The 19349-nt window shown below is 33.6% G+C and carries 20 protein-coding genes and 1 pseudogene; 14 read left to right on the forward strand and 7 right to left on the reverse strand.

The window, feature by feature from the left end; all coding sequences use genetic code 11:
- Nucleotides 1-310: 310 nt before the first annotated feature.
- Nucleotides 311-1591: a WG repeat-containing protein gene (locus tag DI076_RS04050; RefSeq protein WP_108958729.1), complete on the reverse strand. Its 1281-nt coding sequence runs from the start codon at nucleotides 1589-1591 to the stop codon at nucleotides 311-313.
- A gap of 1252 nt (nucleotides 1592-2843) precedes the next feature.
- Here DI076_RS04050 and DI076_RS04065 point away from each other — a divergent pair.
- From DI076_RS04065 to DI076_RS04090, 6 genes and pseudogenes are all read left to right on the forward strand, one after another.
- The gene (locus tag DI076_RS04065) at nucleotides 2844-3272 is read left to right on the forward strand and encodes a DUF2846 domain-containing protein (RefSeq protein WP_108958732.1); all 429 of its coding nucleotides are present in this window, start codon (nucleotides 2844-2846) and stop codon (nucleotides 3270-3272) included.
- Between the two features lie 205 nt (nucleotides 3273-3477).
- The gene (locus tag DI076_RS04070) at nucleotides 3478-4497 is read left to right on the forward strand and encodes a hypothetical protein (RefSeq protein ID WP_108958733.1); all 1020 of its coding nucleotides are present in this window, start codon (nucleotides 3478-3480) and stop codon (nucleotides 4495-4497) included.
- A gap of 212 nt (nucleotides 4498-4709) precedes the next feature.
- On the forward strand, nucleotides 4710-5468 hold the full coding sequence (locus DI076_RS04075; protein WP_108958734.1) for a hypothetical protein: 759 nt from the start codon (nucleotides 4710-4712) through the stop codon (nucleotides 5466-5468).
- Between the two features lie 753 nt (nucleotides 5469-6221).
- Nucleotides 6222-6506 (forward strand): annotated as a pseudogene (locus DI076_RS20270) (leucine zipper domain-containing protein); the annotation flags it as partial.
- Nucleotides 6507-6632: 126 nt separating this feature from the next.
- Nucleotides 6633-7448 (forward strand): integrase core domain-containing protein, encoded by an 816-nt coding sequence (locus tag DI076_RS04080; RefSeq protein ID WP_245918287.1) that lies wholly within the window; start codon nucleotides 6633-6635, stop codon nucleotides 7446-7448.
- A 1350-nt stretch (nucleotides 7449-8798) separates the two neighbouring features.
- A complete protein-coding gene (locus DI076_RS04090) occupies nucleotides 8799-9377 on the forward strand; it encodes a YdeI/OmpD-associated family protein (protein ID WP_108958736.1) in 579 nt (192 codons plus the stop codon).
- 41 nt (nucleotides 9378-9418) lie between these two features.
- Here DI076_RS04090 and DI076_RS04095 read toward each other — a convergent pair whose 3' ends face one another.
- The 4 genes from DI076_RS04095 to DI076_RS04110 form a co-directional block, all read right to left on the reverse strand.
- On the reverse strand, nucleotides 9419-10018 hold the full coding sequence (locus tag DI076_RS04095; RefSeq protein ID WP_369689756.1) for a glutathione S-transferase family protein: 600 nt from the start codon (nucleotides 10016-10018) through the stop codon (nucleotides 9419-9421).
- A gap of 308 nt (nucleotides 10019-10326) precedes the next feature.
- A complete protein-coding gene (locus DI076_RS04100; protein ID WP_108958738.1) occupies nucleotides 10327-10794 on the reverse strand; it encodes an SRPBCC family protein in 468 nt (155 codons plus the stop codon).
- A 44-nt stretch (nucleotides 10795-10838) separates the two neighbouring features.
- On the reverse strand, nucleotides 10839-11303 hold the full coding sequence (locus tag DI076_RS04105) for an SRPBCC family protein (RefSeq protein WP_108958739.1): 465 nt from the start codon (nucleotides 11301-11303) through the stop codon (nucleotides 10839-10841).
- Nucleotides 11266-11646: an ArsR/SmtB family transcription factor gene (locus tag DI076_RS04110; protein ID WP_108958740.1), complete on the reverse strand. Its 381-nt coding sequence runs from the start codon at nucleotides 11644-11646 to the stop codon at nucleotides 11266-11268. Before DI076_RS04110 ends, DI076_RS04105 begins: the two co-directional genes overlap by 38 nt.
- Before the next feature lie 149 nt (nucleotides 11647-11795).
- Here DI076_RS04110 and DI076_RS04115 point away from each other — a divergent pair, with 149 nt between their 5' ends.
- Entirely contained in the window at nucleotides 11796-12122 is a 327-nt protein-coding gene (locus tag DI076_RS04115; protein ID WP_108958741.1) for a DMT family transporter, read from the forward strand.
- A gap of 36 nt (nucleotides 12123-12158) precedes the next feature.
- The gene (locus DI076_RS04120) at nucleotides 12159-12662 is read left to right on the forward strand and encodes a MepB family protein (RefSeq protein WP_108958742.1); all 504 of its coding nucleotides are present in this window, start codon (nucleotides 12159-12161) and stop codon (nucleotides 12660-12662) included.
- Here the strand turns inward: DI076_RS04120 and DI076_RS04125 are convergent.
- Entirely contained in the window at nucleotides 12642-12935 is a 294-nt protein-coding gene (locus DI076_RS04125; RefSeq protein ID WP_245918261.1) for a helix-turn-helix transcriptional regulator, read from the reverse strand. The genes DI076_RS04120 and DI076_RS04125 overlap by 21 nt on opposite strands.
- A gap of 274 nt (nucleotides 12936-13209) precedes the next feature.
- On the opposite strand from DI076_RS04125, the gene DI076_RS04130 reads away from it, so the two are divergent.
- A complete protein-coding gene (locus tag DI076_RS04130) occupies nucleotides 13210-13641 on the forward strand; it encodes an LIC_13387 family protein (RefSeq protein ID WP_108958743.1) in 432 nt (143 codons plus the stop codon).
- Between the two features lie 76 nt (nucleotides 13642-13717).
- Nucleotides 13718-14548 (forward strand): acyl-CoA thioesterase, encoded by an 831-nt coding sequence (locus tag DI076_RS04135; RefSeq protein ID WP_108958744.1) that lies wholly within the window; start codon nucleotides 13718-13720, stop codon nucleotides 14546-14548.
- Here the strand turns inward: DI076_RS04135 and DI076_RS04140 are convergent.
- Entirely contained in the window at nucleotides 14538-15269 is a 732-nt protein-coding gene (locus DI076_RS04140; RefSeq protein WP_108958745.1) for a pseudouridine synthase, read from the reverse strand. The genes DI076_RS04135 and DI076_RS04140 overlap by 11 nt on opposite strands.
- Nucleotides 15270-15382: 113 nt before the next feature.
- Between DI076_RS04140 and DI076_RS04145 the strand changes: the two genes are divergently transcribed.
- From DI076_RS04145 to DI076_RS04160, 4 genes are read left to right on the forward strand one after another with little or no spacing between them, the layout of a single operon-like run.
- Nucleotides 15383-17185 (forward strand): ABC transporter ATP-binding protein, encoded by a 1803-nt coding sequence (locus DI076_RS04145; RefSeq protein ID WP_108958746.1) that lies wholly within the window; start codon nucleotides 15383-15385, stop codon nucleotides 17183-17185.
- 60 nt (nucleotides 17186-17245) lie between these two features.
- On the forward strand, nucleotides 17246-18370 hold the full coding sequence (locus DI076_RS04150; RefSeq protein WP_108958747.1) for a methyl-accepting chemotaxis protein: 1125 nt from the start codon (nucleotides 17246-17248) through the stop codon (nucleotides 18368-18370).
- Nucleotides 18371-18385: 15 nt separating this feature from the next.
- A complete protein-coding gene (locus DI076_RS04155) occupies nucleotides 18386-18643 on the forward strand; it encodes a hypothetical protein (RefSeq protein WP_108958748.1) in 258 nt (85 codons plus the stop codon).
- An 8-nt stretch (nucleotides 18644-18651) separates the two neighbouring features.
- Nucleotides 18652-19332, forward strand: a complete 681-nt coding sequence (locus tag DI076_RS04160) for a hypothetical protein (protein WP_108958749.1) — start codon at nucleotides 18652-18654, stop codon at nucleotides 19330-19332.
- The last annotated feature ends 17 nt before the right edge of the window (nucleotides 19333-19349 follow it).

The raw sequence follows: 19349 nt of genomic DNA on the forward strand, positions 1-19349 counted from the left end.
AAGGATTTGGAGGGGAGACAGAATTTAATTATTTGGGTGAAGAAAGGTCAAAAGAGTATTTAAGTAACTTATGGGATTAGGAAAAGACGTCGCATAACAGCACCTTCCCGCTTCGCTTCGGCACTTCAGCCTCGCTCGGGCTGCGCCAAATTGTCCTCCTGTCACTCGCTTGCATACGCAAGCTACGTGCCAGTCCCTAACGTCCCGTTCCGGGACTCAGGGTCGGACAACTTCGGGAAGGCTAGTTCGTTATGCGATATTTTTGAAAATATTGATAATATAAGAAAAAAAAATTAGCTAATAAATATTTTTAATCACAATTTGGTTTTTCAATAAATCCCCAATATTCATTTAATTTAACAGCGGCAAGTCCTTCTGAATAATCGTAAACTTCATCGAAAATTGGTTTGATCACTAAATCGCCTTTCTTATTTACAAAACCCCATTTCCCATTCTTCATTACTTTTGCAAAACCTTCAGAAAAAGCATAACCTGAGCGTTCAAAGATAGGATCAACTATGAAATCTCCAATTTGATTAATAAATCCATATCTTCCATCATAATTTACGCTTGCTAAACCAAATATAAAATAGTAGGTATTTAAAAATTGAGGTTCAATAGCCATTTTTCCTGAACGATTTATATAGCCCCAATCTGAGTTTATTCTGACACCAGCAAGCCCTTCACTAAAGTGAGATGCAGCATCAAATTTTCTATTAAATATATTTTTACCTTTTTTATTGATAAACATATCCATGCCATTTGAATGAACAATTGCTAACCCGTTATGAAAACTAAAATCTTCATCATATTCTGGCTTAATTACAATTTCTCCTTTTTTATCTATCATTCCCCATTTTCCTGCTATCCTTATACCTGCTAAACCATCTTCAAATTTAGTAATATTATCAAATCTTGGCTTAATTATAAGTTTTCCTTTCTTATTAATAAAACCATACTTTCCTTTCAAACGTACAGGAGACATACCTTCATTTAGGTCGCCCAAATAATCATAATTAAGGCTAACGATTATCTTACCTTGCTTATTTATAAATCCTCTTTTAGTACCTAATTCATAAACTGATTGATTCTCATTAAACTGATTAACTTTATCAAAATGGGGTTGAATAATCATATTTCCATTGATGTCAATAAATCCCCATTTTCCATTCAACTTTACTCTTTCTAATCCTTCGCGAAATCCAATACTAGAGATATATTCGCCTGCTTCGTCAAAAATTGGTTCTACTATAATTTTTCCAGCTTTATCGATGTAACCCCATTTTGATCCTAAACGATATTTCGCCAAACCATTAGAAAATAATCCAATGTCTTCAAATTTTGGTTGAATTAAAAAATTGATATTCTTATCTATATAACCTATTCGTTTGTTAAAATTAACTTTTGATAATCCGTCTCGGAAAAAAGACACTTGATAAAATTTAAGCTGATATGATTTATCTTCACTTTGTAAAACTAAAATTTCTTTATCATCAATTAGCTCTGATTTTACTTCGAATTCAATAGGACAGGAATGCGCGAAATAGGGTGAGGTAAAAAAGATTAAAATTAATATTGATATACATTTCATATTTGTTAGTAGAATCTCTCAAGTTTCGCTTAGTCAATATCAAATAGCAAAATGGTCTTATTTTTTTTTAACCATCAAAAACATCGCATAACAGCAACTAACCGCTTCGCTTCGGGACTTCGCCCTCGCTTGGTCTGCGACACATAGGCTTTCTGTCACTCGCTTGCATACGCAAGCTACGCGCCAGTCCCTAACGTCCCGTTCCGGGACTCAGGGTCAGCCTACGTCGGTTAGTCTAGTTCGTTAATTGCAATGTCCAAAAAGTGATTTAGAAGATTCTGTTCCAATTTTCGCTGTTTGTGAAATTACATGTTCTTTGTCAAGCGGTGAGAAAGCCGAGTTTGATTTTGAAAGTTTATTTGAAGAGATTTTATTGAAGTCTTTATTTTGTTTTCGTCTTTCTCATTATTCCATTACTTTGCTGTTTTTCACTCACAGTTCTGTTTTAATATGCTCTGTTTGGGATATTTCAGCGAAAATTAATCAAAGACAAAGAGTCGGCTTTATTTACATCTTACCAACATTATTGGCCTTGGTTCTTTCTTAATTTTATCTTTTCTATAACTTGGACACTGCAATTAACATACGCTAACCGCTGCGCTTCGGGACTTGCGCCCTCGCTTGGCCTTCGGCACATAGGCTTTCTGGCACTCGTTTGCATACGCAAACTACGTCCCAGTCCCTAACGCCTCTTCGAGGCTCAGGGTCAGCCTACGTCTGTTAGCTAGTTCGTTATACGCTATAGCGTTAAACTCAACCTTTTAGAGAAGAAAATGATAAAGAAATATATAATATTCCTACTTATCCTCATGAATTGTCGATCAATCCAATCACAGTTTATTAAAGATAATTTACAAGATGACAAAAAAAAGGATATATTCATTGGAAAGCTACAGTATTCGGTCAGACCGGAATATTTGCCAAATTTTTTAATTAACGAACCTAACTCTATAAATAGTATTAAATACAAAGTTAATATTCTTTATGAACCGACAGATCCGTCCGATTTGTTTGTACTATTCAACCCATTGGTAATTCTAGGATTTCCAATTCAAAGACATTTCGTAAAGGCACATGGAGATCTTATAGTAAATAATAATCAAACTTACAGTTGCTCTACAGTCACAATTACCGAGTTTAGGACATTATATCATAATCCAAATTATTCTGAAATGCGAAGCATAGCCTTAACAAAATTGAAATTAAACTTTGAAAAATGTTTTGATTTTAATAAACTTGAGGTAAATATCAAATGAATAAAAAATATATCTTTATAATTATCTTAAACTTGTTTCTAATGGATTGTAACTCGTCTGAATCTTCTCAAAGAAAGTTTACGCCGGAAAAAGAAATAAAAAAGAAAAAAGCTTTACTCTATATTTATAGGCCTTCTCTTTTTATGGGTTCCGCCATTAGTTATACTATTGAAGATTCATATGAAAAAATATATTTAAACTTGAGAAATGGAACATATAAAGCTTTCTTTTTAGATCCTGGAGAAATCTCACTAAGTGCAGAAACAATAGGATCTGCTTCAATTACTATTGATATTGAAGAGGAGCAAATTTATTATTTAAAAGGAAATGTATTAGCTGGACCTGTAATAGCGAAACCTTTCTTAACTTTAGTCCCTACTGAAGTAGGACAAAAAGAAATAATGAATTGTCGTCCGATTGAATAGCAGAATCCGCTACAGCGTATAACAGCGACTAACCGCTTCGCTTCGGGACTTGCGCCCTCGCTCGGTCTCCGACACATAGGCTTCTGGCACTCCTCTTGCTTACGCAAGCGTCGTTCCAGTCCCTAACGTCCCGTTCCGGGACTCAGGGCCAGCCTACGTCGGTTAGTCTAGTTCGTTAGCCGAAATCATAAAAATGGATATATAAATGAAGAAAACTAATCTAATCCTTCTCCTTTTTATTAAATCTACAATACTCTATGCAGAAAAATTTGATGAAATAGTATATTTCAAAAACTATAGCGATAAGTATATTCCAATTTTTTTAGAACCTGGAGAGGAAAATTTGGCATTTAAATCCTTGGAACCTGGTTTTACTAGCAAAGGCTTTATAAAATCTAAAGTAATTCAAAACTTTGAAAACAAATCTGGTATGTGGATCGAATTTGAATATGAAGAAAGGAAAGCTTATCTACATTCATCGCTAGTCGTTTTATCTAAAACAAAAGAAACTTTTGATGAAAATATATTCGGTAATTATTTTTATTCAACACCTCTCATAAAGTATTTCAAAATTCAAGAAAATCCAGAAACTTTTATTTTTAATAAAGCTAAAAGCTGGGAAATAGATAAAACTTCCAATAAATTAAAACCATTAAATGAGAAAATTCATTTAAATGAAATCTATGATTTATACTCCTTTAAGTTTAACCTTTATGCTAACGTAGATTATATATATTTATATAACAATAAAACGTCACAATGTTTCATTCCTGACGAACCTTACTTTGAGTATCACAATACTTATGAAAATGGAAAAATTTTTGAAGGTGCAGTGGATAAATGTAAAAATTGCTCAGGCCAATCTTATTTTAAAACAATTATCATATCCGAGAATGAAATAATTGAGCTACCATTCCCATCAAAAGAAAGTTCAGCCTCCTTTGATTTCGTTTCTGGTGATTATCCATATTTTGATATGAAAATACACAATAATGATACTCTATTTTTATATTCAATTATATACTATTATACTTTAAAAGAAGATTTAATAGGCGAAATTGATCAATTTAAAGTATCGAACTATGATAAAAAAATTGTCAGAACTATATTTATAAAAATTGATAATTTATATAAAAAGCCTTTTTTCGAAACAATAATTAATGAAGGAATTCCAAAAAAATATATGTCTCAATTTAATATCGCTAGGCCTTTAAAGAAACAGTAACTTTATGACTTCGGCTAACAGCGACTTTCCGCTACGCTTCGGCACAAGGCCTCGCTCGGCCTGCGGCAAATCCTCCTCCTGGCATTCGCCTTGCTTACGCAAGCTACATGCCAGTCCCTAACGTCCCGTTACCGGGACTCAGGGTCGGAGGACTTCGGTAAGTCTAGTTCGTTATACGAAATATAGGCAAACTCTTCTCAATATTAAAAAAAATGCATAATGATCAGAACATCAAAAATTTGGTAAAAACATTCTTTCATACTAGAGAATTTAAAGTAGAAGAAATTCCAGAATCAAGTGAAAAGACACCTGATTTAATAATAAGAAAAAATGAAGAAAAAACTATTTTAGAAATTAAAACCAAAATTGATGATAAAGAATATATCGAAAATGTAAAATCCGCAATTGAAAACTCAAGAGTCTTTATTGAATCAAATCAAATAAATAGAAAGAATAAATATACAAATATAATTTATAACGGTGTTGAACAGATTAAAGAATTAGACCAGAGCGATTCCTTTAATGTTCTTTGGTTAGAATGCGCAGGTCGTGAACCAGAATACCAAGCCGCACTATTTAAATGTTCATTATTAGGGATTCGAACCGCAGTAAAAATACCTTCAAATGAATCAAGGGAATGTTATTTTTGCGACCATAGTGCTTTCTTTAAATATAGAGAATTTCTTGATGGAACAATTTTACACTGGAATAATAAAGCATTGCTCTATTTAAACCCTTTTTCAAACAAATATAATGCTTTTAATAAATCCGAATTTCGCAGATCATTTTCACACGGTACCATTGACCCGATTGATTTGGAGTCAAAATCAATAATTTATTTAGCTGACTGTGACATTAATAGAAACAATCAAAGCGAAGTAGGAATGTATCTAGCGAAAAAATATGAATCAGAGCGCATGGCCCTACTAGATTTAACTCACATTTCAGCATCCACTTTCATAAGTGATTAAAAAAGCCTATACTGCGTATAACAGCGACTTTCCGCTTCGCTTCGGGACAAGCCCTCGCTCGGGCTACGCCAAATCCTCCTCCTGGCATTCGCCTTGCCTTCGCAAGCTACATGCCAGTCCCTAACGTCCCGTTGGGACTCAGGGTCGGAGGACTTCGGTAAGTCTAGTTCGTTAATTGCAATGTCCAAACAGTGATTTAGAAGTTTCTGTTCAAATTTTCGCTGTTTGTGAAATTACATGTTTTTTGTCATGCTCTGAGAAAGCCGAGTTTCATTTTGAATGGTTATTTGAAGAGATTTTATCAAAGTCTTTATTTTGTTTTCGTCTTTCTCATTATTCAATTACTTTGCGTTTTTCACTCACAGTTCTGTTTTAATTTGCTCTGTTTGGGATATTTCAGCGAAAATTAATCAAAAACAAAGAGTCGACTTTATTTATCTCTTACCAATATTTTTGGCCTTGATTCTTTCTTATTTTTATCTTTTCTAAAACTTGGATACTGCAATTAACATACGCTAACCGCTGCGCTTCGGGACTTGCGCCCTCGCTTGGCCTTCGGCACATAGGCTTTCTGTCACTCGTTTGCATACGCAAACTACGTGCCAGTCCCTAACGTCCCGTTGGGACTCAGGGTCGGACAACTTCGGAAAGCCTAGTTCGTTAATTGCAATTAGTTGATGTATGCCTCAGGACATGGGTAACACTTTCAAGTTATTCATCCCTTTAGATTACCTTTTTAGGAGGGCTTTAGGGATGCCTTGGAAGGAGTTTAATACCGTGGATTTAAGATTTCAATTCGTTCTGGATTCGTTCCAGAATGGCGTCAATTTTACTCAGCTATGTGCTCAGTATGGCATCTCCACTAAGTGTGGGTATAAGTGGAAAGAAAGGTTTCTAAGAGAAGGAAAAGAAGGACTTCTGGATAGGAAGAAGACTCCAAAAAACTCTCCAGCTAAGATTGCTGAAGAAACAATTCTAGAGATCATTAAGATTAAGAACAATAGAAAGTTCTGGGGTGCTAAGAAAATACTAGAACTTTACAAGAAACAATTCCCTGATCGTAAAGCTCCTAACAGATCTACTATTGAACGTATACTTAAGAAAGCAGGACTACAAGATAATAAGAGAAAAAGAAGACCTACAAACTCAGGGCAAAGAATCTCTATGCCAGAGAAAGCTAACAATCCTAACCATGTTTGGACTGTTGACTTCAAAGGTTGGTGGTACACTCCTGAACGTGAAAAAGTGAACCCTCTCACTGTTTGTGATGATTTCTCCAAATACATTCTCTCTATCAAGACTCTTAAGAAAGGCGACATTCCTTCCGTAAAAGCTGAATTTACTAGGTTATTCTCTATCTACGGATTACCTGATGTCATTCGCTCTGACAATGGGCCTCCTTTCGCCTCTATGCAGTCCCTTTGGGGACTCACTAAACTCTCTGTTTGGTGGCTCTCTCTTGGAATTAAGCTCGATCGCATACAACCTGGCAAACCTTACCAGAATGGCGCTCATGAGCGCATGCATAGGGACATGGCTCGCGAATTACAACATGAGATTGTGGGAAACATCACCCTCTTCCAAAAACTCTTCGACAAATGGAGAATCGATTTTAACAGAAATAGACCTCATGAAGCTCTTGCTATGAAGACTCCTGAACAAGTCTATGTGAAATCTAACAAACTATTCGATCCAAATGCTGATTTACTCATTTCTTATCCTTATGGGTTCAAACAAAGGCAAGTCAATGATAGAGGTTATATCAATTACAATGGAAACCTCATTATGGTTGGTAATCCATTTAACGGATTCAATGTGGGAATCAAAAAAGAAAACGATTCCGTTTCCATTTGGTTCGGTTCTAATAAACTAGGTCTCATCGATCAAAATTTATTCTTGATCATTTCTGATCCTAACTCATACAAAGTTCATAAACCAAGAAACTTAACCAAAAAGTGTTACCCCTCTCCTGACGCTTAACCGTTACCCATGTCCTGAAGTCATACCATTTCTTTTATTGATAAAAATGTTCACCTAATTCATAAAATCAAAATTTACAAGCCTAGGTTTAATTCAATTGGTGAAGTAACGAATATTGAAAGTTATGATGTGTACCATCCAATTTCTCTTGGCAGAAGTTTAAAGAATCTATCTATGAAATCTTTGCCTGAAATTGTCGATTTGATCAATCAATTGCAAATGGCGAATTAAATTATATGAAATTTTTATTTTCAAGTATAGCAATATTTTCTCTTCAAAATTGCGTTTATAATTTAAACCATATAGATCGAATCGAGAAAACTGAAAAAAATTGGATAGTAGAAGAAAAAAATCAAGAAAAACAAAATGAGGTTACTTCAAATAATTAAAATCACTTTACATCATTCTTTCAATTCGATACCGCACTCGGTCTATGAATTTTCGTAAATAATATTATGAAACCAAAATTGTAAGTACCTCCACTCTAATAATTTTAATCTGTGCAATTTCTTGCTCCCAAATTGCGAACAATGAAAAATGCAATCCGGGATTCAACTTCGATTCTTCCTAGTTCTGCTTCGAGCAAACAATTCTTGAGGGAGAAATAAACATCTCAAATTTAACAAATAAACTTTTTATTGGAGAAGTATTATAAAAAAAAACAATATTCATTGAGCCATTTATTTTTAATAATCTTAACTCGCCGGAAAATTTTCAATATTTCAATATGTATAAGAATATAAATGTCATCGCAATACAAAATGGTTCTCTAAAAGAGATATCTGGAAAGTACAAAGAATATTTAAAATTTTATATTCCACAAGATTTTGGAAAATTGATTCTTTATTTTAAACCATTCTAGGAAACTAAATTTTATTTATTAAAATATACAATTAACGAAGAAATTGAAATCAATTCTATTGTCTTTAGATTATTCGGCATAAAATTCGAAAACATCAACTGCCATAAATATTGAAAAAAGACCATACTCTAAAAAAGAATATGTGGAAGCTATGGAAAGCTTTCAAAGAAAAAAGCGAAATTAAAGACAGAGTTTTAGACTATAAAAAGAAAGAAAAAATGATTCTATATGCTAAGCAGCTGTGCAGTGTAAGCAACAAAAAATCAAAGATTACGATTATTCTCTCCTCTTATGAAACAAAAAATATCAAATACGCTCCGATTTATGTTGCAACACATTAGTTTATTCAGAAGGATTTGCTTTCGCAACACAAAACGAAAATTTGGTTAAATCGGGAAATAGGGATACTTTTTGAATAATCCGGTTACTTGCGAAAGTTTGAATCTAGTTCTCATTTGTAAATAAATTTTCGATCAGATTGTAATCATATGGCTATACCAAATACTTTACCAATAATAGAATTTTTGTCAGCAAAATCATTCGACATCTGGCTTCAAAAAAATCATAAAAGTTCCATTGGAATTTGGATCAAGATATTTAAAAAAGAATCAGGAAAGAAGACAATTACATATCCAGAAGCACTCGATGTGGCTCTATGTTATGGTTGGATTGATAGCCAAAAACAATCGTTTGACAAACAAGCATGGTTACAAAAATTTTCGCCAAGAAAAGCGAAAAGTATTTGGTCAAAAATCAATATAGGACATGTGGAAAGACTGATCAATGAAGGGAAAATGAAACCAGAAGGCTTGGATGCTGTCGAAAAAGCAAAAGCTGATGGTAGATGGGAAAAAGCATATGATTCGCCAAGTAAAATGTCTGTTCCTGAAGACTTTCTAAATGAACTTCGAAAGAACAAAAAAGCAACAGAGTTTTACAAAGGGCTCAATAAATCATATTTATACTCAATAGCTTTCAGGCTACATACTGCAAAAAAAGAGGAGACAAGAGAAAAACGCATAAAGGAAATCATTACAAAGTTGGCAAACGGTGAAAAACTCCAATAAGATTTCAGTTATAGGAATTAACATTAGTTAGCTAAAATGGCTTAAGGAGTCAAACCTAACATACTGATATAACCAGGTAAATTTTGAATTCGACTCATCCAATCTTGAACAGATTTATATTCTTGTAAACTCACGTTTCCTTGGTGAGAAAGTGCAATATAAGGATACATTGCTATATCAGCGATGGTAATCTTATTTGTCGCCAACCATTGGAATTCAGATAATCGTTTCTCTAAAACACTCAGAAGACTAGTAGTTACAGCTTGGGCTTCCTCTAAATTGATTGGACGTCCTAGAATAAAATGCGCACGTAGTGCACTTGGCCCACGGGAAACTTCGTTTACAGCAGTAGATAACCACCCTACAATTTCTGCTGCTTCGAAAGGATTCTCAGGGAACCAATCGTTTCCTCCATATGCTTTTGCTAAGTATACTAATATAGCTTGGCTATCTCTTAAAACAATATCATTATCTTTGAATACTGGCACTTGGCCAAATGGATTCATCTCCAAGAAGGAAGAAGATTTATGTTCTTTTTCAGGACCATTAACAATTCGACTTTCATATTTTAAATTCAACAAAGACAACATTAATCTTACTTTGTAACAATTTCCAGACAACGCAAATTCATATAATTCCATCTTAATCATTATATTAAAGAAATGATGATACAATTTGCAATGATTTCTTTAATTCTTTCGCTAGAATTTAACTAATTTCCCTAAATTGCAATATTCAATTTATCAATGTATTATAATTTCTTTTAACCTCTATTTTTAACTTATTGGATGAAATTGTCCTTCGCCTAATCAAGATGCAAATTGAATCCTAATCCTTGAATCACATTTTAATTTAAGATTTTTTCAATTCTATGATTAAATTTGAATGTAAGGAAAGATGTTTGCATCATGACAAAGAACAAATGAAGATATTATAGAATGATTGAAAATCAGTTCATTTCATCAATTTTAATATCATTCGGCGCGGGTTTACCTTTTCCAGTTTCAAGTAAATTCTTTAGACTCAAAAGAAACGTAGCCCACTTCATACTACAATGCGCAGTAAACTCAGATTCTCTTTTCCAATCATGATGCCGAAAGTAAAGAATTGTCATCTCTTCGCCTTTTGTTGATTTTCCCAAATTCAATTGGAAATCAATATGAGAACCTATCCAGTCCATTGGTCCAGAAACACATTCCCAGATCACCTGTTTAGGTGAAATCTCCTGTACTTTCATTTCAATAGCATTCCCGTGACCAAACTCAAAAGTAATCACCTCGCCTATAGCGCAAGCTCCGCTTGCAAAAATTCCCCCAACATCTTTTGTCCACCAATTTGACAAACCTAACTTAGTGGTCAATGCACTCATTACCTCATTAACGGATGCTTTAACTCCGATTTTGTGATAAATTCCCATACAACACTCCTTATTTAAATATTTTTATTTCTTCTTTGTTAAATCTAGTCACGAAACCAAAGATCTAAGGCTTCCAATACATTTGTCCACCCATGATTATGGTTTTTAATTTCGATATCGCTGATTAATTTTTCATGTACCAAGGTTACTAATGTTCTTGGCTGATTCGCTGTTACATTTGTATCACTTGTTTTTTTCGATATGTCTTTTAATGTAACAGTAACTAGTGTTTCCCTGTTATCTGTTGCATGAGAACACCAAGTAAATACTAATTTGTGTGGCTCTTCAATGGTTATATATTCGCCTGTATGTGGGAATATTTTTCCATCTAAACTCATGTTAATTGTAAATTTTCCGCCAGGTCTTGGATCGATAAAAACAGATTCAATGCTAATATTTTCCCCGGACAAAAACCAACGCGAAAGATGATCTGCATTTAACCATGCTTGAAAAATTCGATTTAGATCTGCATTAATTTCTCTTTCTAATTTTATTACTTGGGGGCTCATGTTCCTTCTCCTCTAAAAATGCCTCTAACCTTGCTAATTTATTTGTCCAAAACTCTTGGTGATACAGTATCCAATTACTTGCTTCCGATAATGTTTGGTTTTCAAGCTCCAATCGATAACTTCGCCCGTCTTCTTGTGAACGAAATTTTCGAACCAATTTTGCTTCTGTCAAAACTTCGATGTGTTTTGCGACTCCAGCAAACGACATCGCAAATGGTTCAGCAAGTTCCGAAATACTCAAAGAACCCTTTCTAAGCCTTGCCAACATTTGTCTTCTTGTATGGTCAGCAAGCGCAGCAAACACCTTATTCAAAATTCGTTCATTTTTCTTATATTCAACCATTTAGTATAATATCTAGTTTGGTTTTTTTTAGTCAATTACTAAACCAACTAGTTGAATATTTATTTTGTGTAATCAGCTATGAAAATCTTTTGATTAAACCAATTTACATTTGAAGGAGCTCATGTTATATCGGTTCTAGTGGAGTTTGTATGGACTGGATATTGCTGTTTCTTGCGGGTTTATTTGAAGTTCTGTTTGCCTTTTGCTTAGGGAAGGCAAAGGATTCCTTTGGTAATTTGGTTTATTATTGGTATTTAGGTTTTTTCCTTTCGCTTTGCATCAGTATGGGTTTATTGATTAAAGTTACGAAGACTCTTCCAATTGGAACAAGTTACGCAGTTTGGACTGGAATCGGGGCAGTTGGAACCGTAATTGTTGGAATTATTTTTTTCAAAGAGCCGGTGGAATTTTGGAGGCTTTTTTTCCTATCTACTTTAGTGGTATCGATTATAGGACTTAAGTTTCTTTCTCACTAATCCACAAGTTTATCTACCACAAACAAATTCACCTACATGTTCCCAAATTATTTAGTTAACATTCAAAAACATCTTTTTAATCCATTAGAATTGAAAATCGAAAACATTATCATTGAAAAAGAGAGCAAAAACTACAATGCTTGTAGTTTCAATTGTAACAATAAGAAGGTGATTTTTCGAACAGCAAATCATACTCCTAAGAAAAATGGCCTTTTTGTTACTCTATGGAAAAGAAGTAATAGTGGACCTATCGAACCGTATCAATATAAAGACTTTTTCAATCTCTCAATCATTGAGACAATTCATAATGATCATATTGGATATTTTTTATTTAACAAAGAAATTTTAGATGAAAAAGGAATCCTTTTTGGCAAACAGAAAGGGAAATTAGGGTTCAGAGTTTATCCTAGATGGGATAATCCAAATAACAAACAAGGAATATTAACGCAAAAGTGGCAATCGCCTTTTTTCATTGAAATAAAAGATAGAATTATGGCTGACCATTATCTTAAGATTTTATCAGAGATTTTTATAAAATAATTTTCCAAAATTATTTTTTGAAGAATAAAATTGATTAGGTGTCTGACCTGTATATGTTTTAAATTCTATTCTAAAATGCGCCTGATCGTAATATAAATCAAACAATCCTTGAGTTTGAAAATGTAAAATATCTGATTTAGCCCAAGTTTCATATATACATTGAATTCTTTCAATTGAAGAAATTGTTTTTGGAGGAACACCAATATAGATTTTGAATAATTTATCCAAATATCTTTTACTAAAGCCTATGTCATCATAAATATCTTGGATCAAAAACCCTTCTTTTTGAATTTGAATTTGTTCAACTATGTTTTTACAATTCGATTATTCTAATTATAGAACTTTTGATGCCGACTAATAAATTTTGAATCAATCCTGAAATCAAAAATAGATTCCCTTTGTATCGGATAAAATGTTCATTTTTTTCAAGTTATACATATATATATGATTATTATAATATTTGTTATCATTTATTTCTATCAAACTAAAAATGATAACTTAGATTTTAACTTCTCAAGAATCAATTAAGGCAGGATGATCAAAACAAATAAGACCAAAATGGAAACTTTATTCAGCACTAGGACTAATGGTATTTTTCCTCATTGGACTCACAATTGAAATTCTAACAAGAAAAAACGTAGCAAATAAAAAAACAATACTTACTATGGAAACAACTTATGTCGAACTACCGAATGGTCTTTCCAATCATACAATTGATGAATTTTATCAGGGAATGAGTTTAGCTTTGGATGCTTCAATCCTTCTTGAAATTTGTATTTTTGTGTTAAGTTTATCTGACACAAAATTAACACCTTCTTCCAAGGCCTTTTTATTAGTAATTGTCATTTTTTGGACCGCGACCATTTCGGCATTGAGTTTTCTATATATCTTTCCTGTTCCAACAATCACTTTCCTACTAACTTCATTCTTTTTAATAGGTGAATGGCATCAGAATCAACTTCTAACAAATTCCGACTAACAAATCATAAACAAATTAGCGATTCTAAACTAGATTTTTTCTTTACCAATCCATTCAGAATGGAAAGAAAGGAGGAATGAATCAAATTTTCCGAAAAACCTTATCCACTCGACACTTTGATTTGGATTGGAATCGACATGTCACAAGTCGAACCTACGAACGGTTCGCATATGATGCACGATGCGAAGTTTTAAGAGAATTTGGTTACTCCATCGAACTAATGTTAAATACTAATATTAGTTATGTACCTGGTTCAACTAATGTAAGATTCCTCAATCAACAATTTGTAAATTCCGAAATGACTGTTGAATCAGAAGTTTATGGTATGAATGATGGAACTCTCTTATGGAAACAATCCATTGTTGGTCCCAATGGCAAAAAAGCATGTGAAATTGAAACAACCTCAACATTGGTGAAGGATGGAAATAACATTAAAATTCCGGAGCTTCCCAAATTAACTGTCACTCCCTATCAATTTACGATCCACCCCAAACCAACAAATCAAAACATTGTGGAACATGATTATTACATTCCTTTCAGTGATATGAATTGTTTTTGGAATTTACCTTCTGATTCCATTTGGAAAATATTCGAAGAGGGACGTTTCCTGTTTTTTAAAGAAATTGTAGATCTCAATTTGATCAAAGAAACTGACTCTACTACTTTTTTTATGGGCGGTGAAATACAGATCTATAAACCAATAGATCCAGGAACGCATGTTAAAATCTTAAGTTGGATCGAAAGTTTTGAAAAAATCCGTTTTTATTTTAGACAAGATATTTTAGATTCAAAAGGAAACTTATTAGCAAGCATGAAAGACGAACAGCTGTTTGTTTCTCTTTCAAACTCAAGACCAAGACGAGCACCTGCTGCATTTTTTGACAAAATAGAAAGATTTATTGAATGATCGGTATTTTTTGTTTGAGCAGGGCTTCTTCTTCTTCTGTTAACTCCCGGTAACTACCTATAGGAATTGACGGATCTAACTTTAAATTACCCATTTTTACTCGTTTCAAATACAAAACTTCTTTGCCCAAACTTTGGAACATCCTCCTGATTTGACGATACTTCCCTTCTTTTAACCAAACAGTGACTATATGAGGTTTTGTTTCATCAGGAATAGCCAGACGAGCAGGAATTGTTTTGTATCCATCATCTAACTCTATTCCGGTTTCAAAACTTAAGATGTCTTCTTTTGTTACTGGTTCTGAAATTTCTGCATAGTATTCTTTCTCAACAAAATGTTTTGGAGAAGTATAATAATGAGCCAAAGTTCCATCTGTGGTAAAAAGCAAAAGCCCTTCTGTTTCTTTATCCAATCTTCCAACAGGAAACAAATTCATGTTTTGATGCCTTTCACTTAAATAATCCATCACAGTCTTTTCCCGAGGGTCTTCTGTAGCAGTGATACAATCGGGAGCTTTATTCATCATGAAATAATAAAAATCTTTGCGAATCAAAGTTTCGTCATAAAATACAACAACATCATTTAATGTGATCTTAAAACCGGGGTCTTTAACAACGATTCCATTTACTTTGACATTACCTTGGTAAATTTCCTTTTTTACATCGGACCTAGATCCTAATCCAAAATTTCCTAGAACTTTATCCAATCTTTCCTTCGGCATACGATAAACATCGAAACAAGTGATTTAAATTTCGGAAAGTGGAATTCATTCTTTTCAATGTATTTTCTTAAAAAAAGCTATCGAAACATCCTTCTAAAAACAATCTAACCAGTATGTTGGATACTTTTTTCCGTATCATTCAATCATCCAAAATAGCGTTTCGGCTCGCTTACCATAGCTCCCCTACTTTAACTTTACTCATTACAATTTTGACCATCTTAAATGGATTATTTCCTTCAACTTTGGTCTGGATCGGAAAACTCATCATCGATTCCATCTTACATTCAAAAATTACATCCGGTAATTGGTATGACCTATTTTATTCTGAAACTGCAACATATGTTTACTTTGAAGGAATCATCACTGTCATCTATTTTGGAGCACAAAAGTTATACTTTCTTTGTACAACCTTACTACGGATTAAACTTGGCCAAGAAGTCAATGAAAGAATCCTTTCAAAAGCAATCACCTTAGAACTTTCCCAATTTGAAAATTCAGAAACTTACGATCAGATGACCCAAGCAAGATCAGAGGCTTCTTCAAAACCTCTATCGATGGTAAATCGATTCTTTACGATCGCACAGTCCTCAATCACTATAGTTAGTTTTTTTGGATTACTTGTAAAACTTTCTCCATTGGCCTCAATCATTTTAATCATAGCTGCTATTCCAACTTTCATAGCTGAAACAAAGTTCTCAAATCATAATTTCAGACTCTTTCGATGGAAAGCAAAAGAAACTAGAGAACAAGTTTATCTAGAAACACTAATGGCAAGAGAAGATAACGCAAAGGAAATTTTACTATTTAACTTAGGTAAGGAATTTTTAAATCGTTACAAAAACAATTTTCAAAAAATATATGCAGAAGATAAGAAACTAACTGTTAAAAAAAGTGTTGTGAGTTTTTTCTTAGGGCTAATCAGCCAGTTGGCATTTTATGGATCTTACATTTGGATTGTAAGTCTTGCCTTACAAAAACAAATCACTCTTGGCGAAATGACAATGTATTTAGTAATATTTCGCCAAGGACAATCTACATTTGCAAACGCGTTATCAGCATTTGGTGGAATTTACGAAGACCATTTGTATATCGATAACCTTATGGAGTTCTTAAACTTACCAGTTCCGAAAAAAATTGGCATTCATAAAAGTACAAATACCAAAACTGGCATCGTATTTGACCAAGTATCATTTTTATATCCAGGATCCACAAAAGATTCACTAACAGATATTAGTTTCGAAATTCCAGCTGGTGAAAAACTAGCAATCGTTGGAGAAAATGGATCGGGAAAAACTACCTTAATCAAATTGTTGACTCGTTTGTATTCACCTACTAAAGGGAATATTTATTTGGATGGAATCAATCTTGTTGATTGGGAAGAAGAATCATTAAGAGAACGATTTGGAGTTATCTTTCAAAATTTTGTCCAATACCAATTTAAGGTTGGTGACAATATTGGAATGGGAGATGTAAAACAAATTCAATCAGAATCACAATGGATGAGTGCTGCAAAATTAGGGATGGCTCACGAATTTGTCACTCGTTTGGATTTGGGATACCAAACACGTTTAGGAAAATGGTTCCAAGATGGTAGAGAACTTTCTGGCGGGCAATGGCAAAAGATTGCTTTGTCTAGAGCATTTATGAGATCAAAAGCTGACATTTTAATATTGGATGAACCAACTTCTGCTATTGATGCGGAAGCAGAAATGAAAGTGTTCGAACACTTTCGAGAACACACAATGGGGAAAACAGTCATTCTGATTTCTCATCGATTTTCAACCGTAAGAATGGCGGATAAAATTCTAGTTTTAGAACAAGGTAGAAAAACGGAATGGGGAGATCACGAAACCTTACTTACGAAAAAGGGAAAATATGAAAAACTATTTCGATTGCAACAGGCAGGATATCAATAAGAATACTGGTAACTCCGATACTCATTAAAGAACAGAATCTGAATTTAGGATGGCTTAAGGATGGATGACAAATATTCAAATTTGGGTATGAAAAAACTCAAAGAACTCATTGATTCATTTGGAGAAAGATCAAAAGAAATAGGTTCTGTTGCATCCTCTATACAACAAGTCGCAAAACAAACCAACTTACTCGCATTAAATGCATCTATTGAAGCAGCAAGAGCTGGTGAACATGGTCGAGGTTTTGAAATTGTAGCAAATGAAGTCACAAAATTGTCCTTCCAAACCTCAGAAGCCACTAAAAAAATCTCGGAAATATTATCTAGAATCAATCTAGAAAACTCAGAAGCCAATGCTGACGTACTCGAAATGGAAAAACAATCCATCATCGAATATGCAGACTTATGGGCAAACAACATTGCAAAAGAATTAGAATCAAAATTCTATATCATGGCTACCTCATTGTATGGCTTAAAATTTTTAATCCAAAGTTTGGTACACGCGAACATAGGTATGAAGCGGGAACACCTCCTACTCATCCTACAAGAATATTTAATCCAAAATGAACAACAGTTAGCTTATGCAATTTGTTGTGAGCCAAATGTGATAGATGAAAAGGATCATGAATACCAAAACAAAGAAGGCCACGATGCAAAAGGTCGATTTGTTCCCTATTGTCATCGCCATACAGGTCGGATTTCAATTGAACCTTTACAAGGTTATGATGTTACCGGTGAAAATGAATGGTATGTCTTACCTCGGGATTTAGGTGAAGACGTAATGATGGAACCTTATGACTATCCTATAGAAGGCAAAACAGTCAAGATGACAAGTCTGATGACTAATTTGTTTTTACATTCAAAATTTGCAGGGATTTTAGGAGCAGATTTTTCATTGGAACAACTCCAAAAAGAATTATCACCCAAAAAAATCTTTGGAATTGGAACTACCTCACTTGTGACCTATGAGGGTAATTTTGCTTCACACCCAGAAATTGATCAATTGGGCTCGAAAGCGGAGGGACTCAATACCGAAGCTTTACTTGCCATCCAAAGAGGAGAGTCCTATACACAAATTGACGCAAACCATTTGGTTCGAATTTTAAAACCAGTGCGGATTGGCCAAAGCAAACGTTCCTGGAGTATCCTCATCGAATTCAATATTATTTCTGTTTTGAAAAAGTAATTCGTCTAATGGATAATGGATCCAACTTTAGAAGAACATTTAGAATCCCAAATTGTCGCATTGTACAAAGAAAAAGAAGAACTGGAATCAGAATTGGGTTATTCTGACATCGATACAATCATCCATGAATTCCAAAACCTTGAAAGGGAATTAAATTGCCTCTACTCATTTAAAGAAAATTACAGAAAAGTAAACACAAATCGAATTCAAATTGAATCAATTTTGTCTGCTTACATACCGAATCATAGATTCCATAAAAATCCAAACCAATAGAGACTCATATGGAATTACAATTAATAAAAGATAAACTTTCTAACCAAAACTTTAAATCTTCAGTCTCCGAAAACATAAATGAATGGATGATTGGATTTGAACAAAACGAAGAACATAAGAACAAAATTCACCTTTGGTTTGATTCTATGATCCATCAATTTTTGGATATATTAGATGATGTCGAAATCAAGGAAGAATTGAGCGTTCTAATTTTCTCAAAATACGTTGAACTCAAATGTTATTGGAAACAACTCAACACTCAAATCCAGTACCAAAATTTTAATACAGGAGAAGCTGATCCAAATCTAATCATTAAAGCATCTTTAACAACGTACATCCTAATCGCATTAGAACCACTCATTCATGATGAAGACCTAAACGAAATCCAAGAATTTTTAACCAAACCAATTCGAGAATTGATGATCGAGGAAATTTCGACTGATAGCCGTCAAAATATTCATGAAGATTCTGTTTTGAACCTCTTGGAACAACAGTTAGAGGCACTCTACTATGACAAAGAAAAATTATTCACACAACTACAATGTAATAGTACGATAGAAGTAATTTCTCTTGTTCAAAATATGAGAGAGCAGGTTAAAAACCTTCATTCTGAAATGGAAAATTCATGTATTTTGGATGGCAACATACGTTTTACTGGCAATCGTAAGATTAGAATTCAAAAAATCTAATTCCAAAGAGAGTTGCT

The organism is Leptospira ellinghausenii (assembly GCF_003114815.1).
Taxonomy (GTDB): domain Bacteria; phylum Spirochaetota; class Leptospiria; order Leptospirales; family Leptospiraceae; genus Leptospira_A; species Leptospira_A ellinghausenii.

Bases quoted from the DNA above. Each gene is read 5' to 3' on its own strand.
- DI076_RS04050 (WP_108958729.1), bottom strand. From the start codon at position 1,591: ATGAAATGTATATCAATATTAATTTTAATCTTTTTTACCTCACCCTAT.
- DI076_RS04065 (WP_108958732.1), top strand. From the start codon at position 2,844: ATGAATAAAAAATATATCTTTATAATTATCTTAAACTTGTTTCTAATG.
- DI076_RS04070 (WP_108958733.1), top strand. From the start codon at position 3,478: ATGAAGAAAACTAATCTAATCCTTCTCCTTTTTATTAAATCTACAATA.
- DI076_RS04075 (WP_108958734.1), top strand. From the start codon at position 4,710: ATGCATAATGATCAGAACATCAAAAATTTGGTAAAAACATTCTTTCAT.
- DI076_RS04080 (WP_245918287.1), top strand. From the start codon at position 6,633: ATGCCAGAGAAAGCTAACAATCCTAACCATGTTTGGACTGTTGACTTC.
- DI076_RS04090 (WP_108958736.1), top strand. From the start codon at position 8,799: ATGGCTATACCAAATACTTTACCAATAATAGAATTTTTGTCAGCAAAA.
- DI076_RS04095 (WP_369689756.1), bottom strand. From the start codon at position 10,018: ATGGAATTATATGAATTTGCGTTGTCTGGAAATTGTTACAAAGTAAGA.
- DI076_RS04100 (WP_108958738.1), bottom strand. From the start codon at position 10,794: ATGGGAATTTATCACAAAATCGGAGTTAAAGCATCCGTTAATGAGGTA.
- DI076_RS04105 (WP_108958739.1), bottom strand. From the start codon at position 11,303: ATGAGCCCCCAAGTAATAAAATTAGAAAGAGAAATTAATGCAGATCTA.
- DI076_RS04110 (WP_108958740.1), bottom strand. From the start codon at position 11,646: ATGGTTGAATATAAGAAAAATGAACGAATTTTGAATAAGGTGTTTGCT.
- DI076_RS04115 (WP_108958741.1), top strand. From the start codon at position 11,796: ATGGACTGGATATTGCTGTTTCTTGCGGGTTTATTTGAAGTTCTGTTT.
- DI076_RS04120 (WP_108958742.1), top strand. From the start codon at position 12,159: ATGTTCCCAAATTATTTAGTTAACATTCAAAAACATCTTTTTAATCCA.
- DI076_RS04135 (WP_108958744.1), top strand. From the start codon at position 13,718: ATGAATCAAATTTTCCGAAAAACCTTATCCACTCGACACTTTGATTTG.
- DI076_RS04140 (WP_108958745.1), bottom strand. From the start codon at position 15,269: ATGCCGAAGGAAAGATTGGATAAAGTTCTAGGAAATTTTGGATTAGGA.
- DI076_RS04145 (WP_108958746.1), top strand. From the start codon at position 15,383: ATGTTGGATACTTTTTTCCGTATCATTCAATCATCCAAAATAGCGTTT.
- DI076_RS04150 (WP_108958747.1), top strand. From the start codon at position 17,246: ATGGATGACAAATATTCAAATTTGGGTATGAAAAAACTCAAAGAACTC.
- DI076_RS04155 (WP_108958748.1), top strand. From the start codon at position 18,386: ATGGATCCAACTTTAGAAGAACATTTAGAATCCCAAATTGTCGCATTG.
- DI076_RS04160 (WP_108958749.1), top strand. From the start codon at position 18,652: ATGGAATTACAATTAATAAAAGATAAACTTTCTAACCAAAACTTTAAA.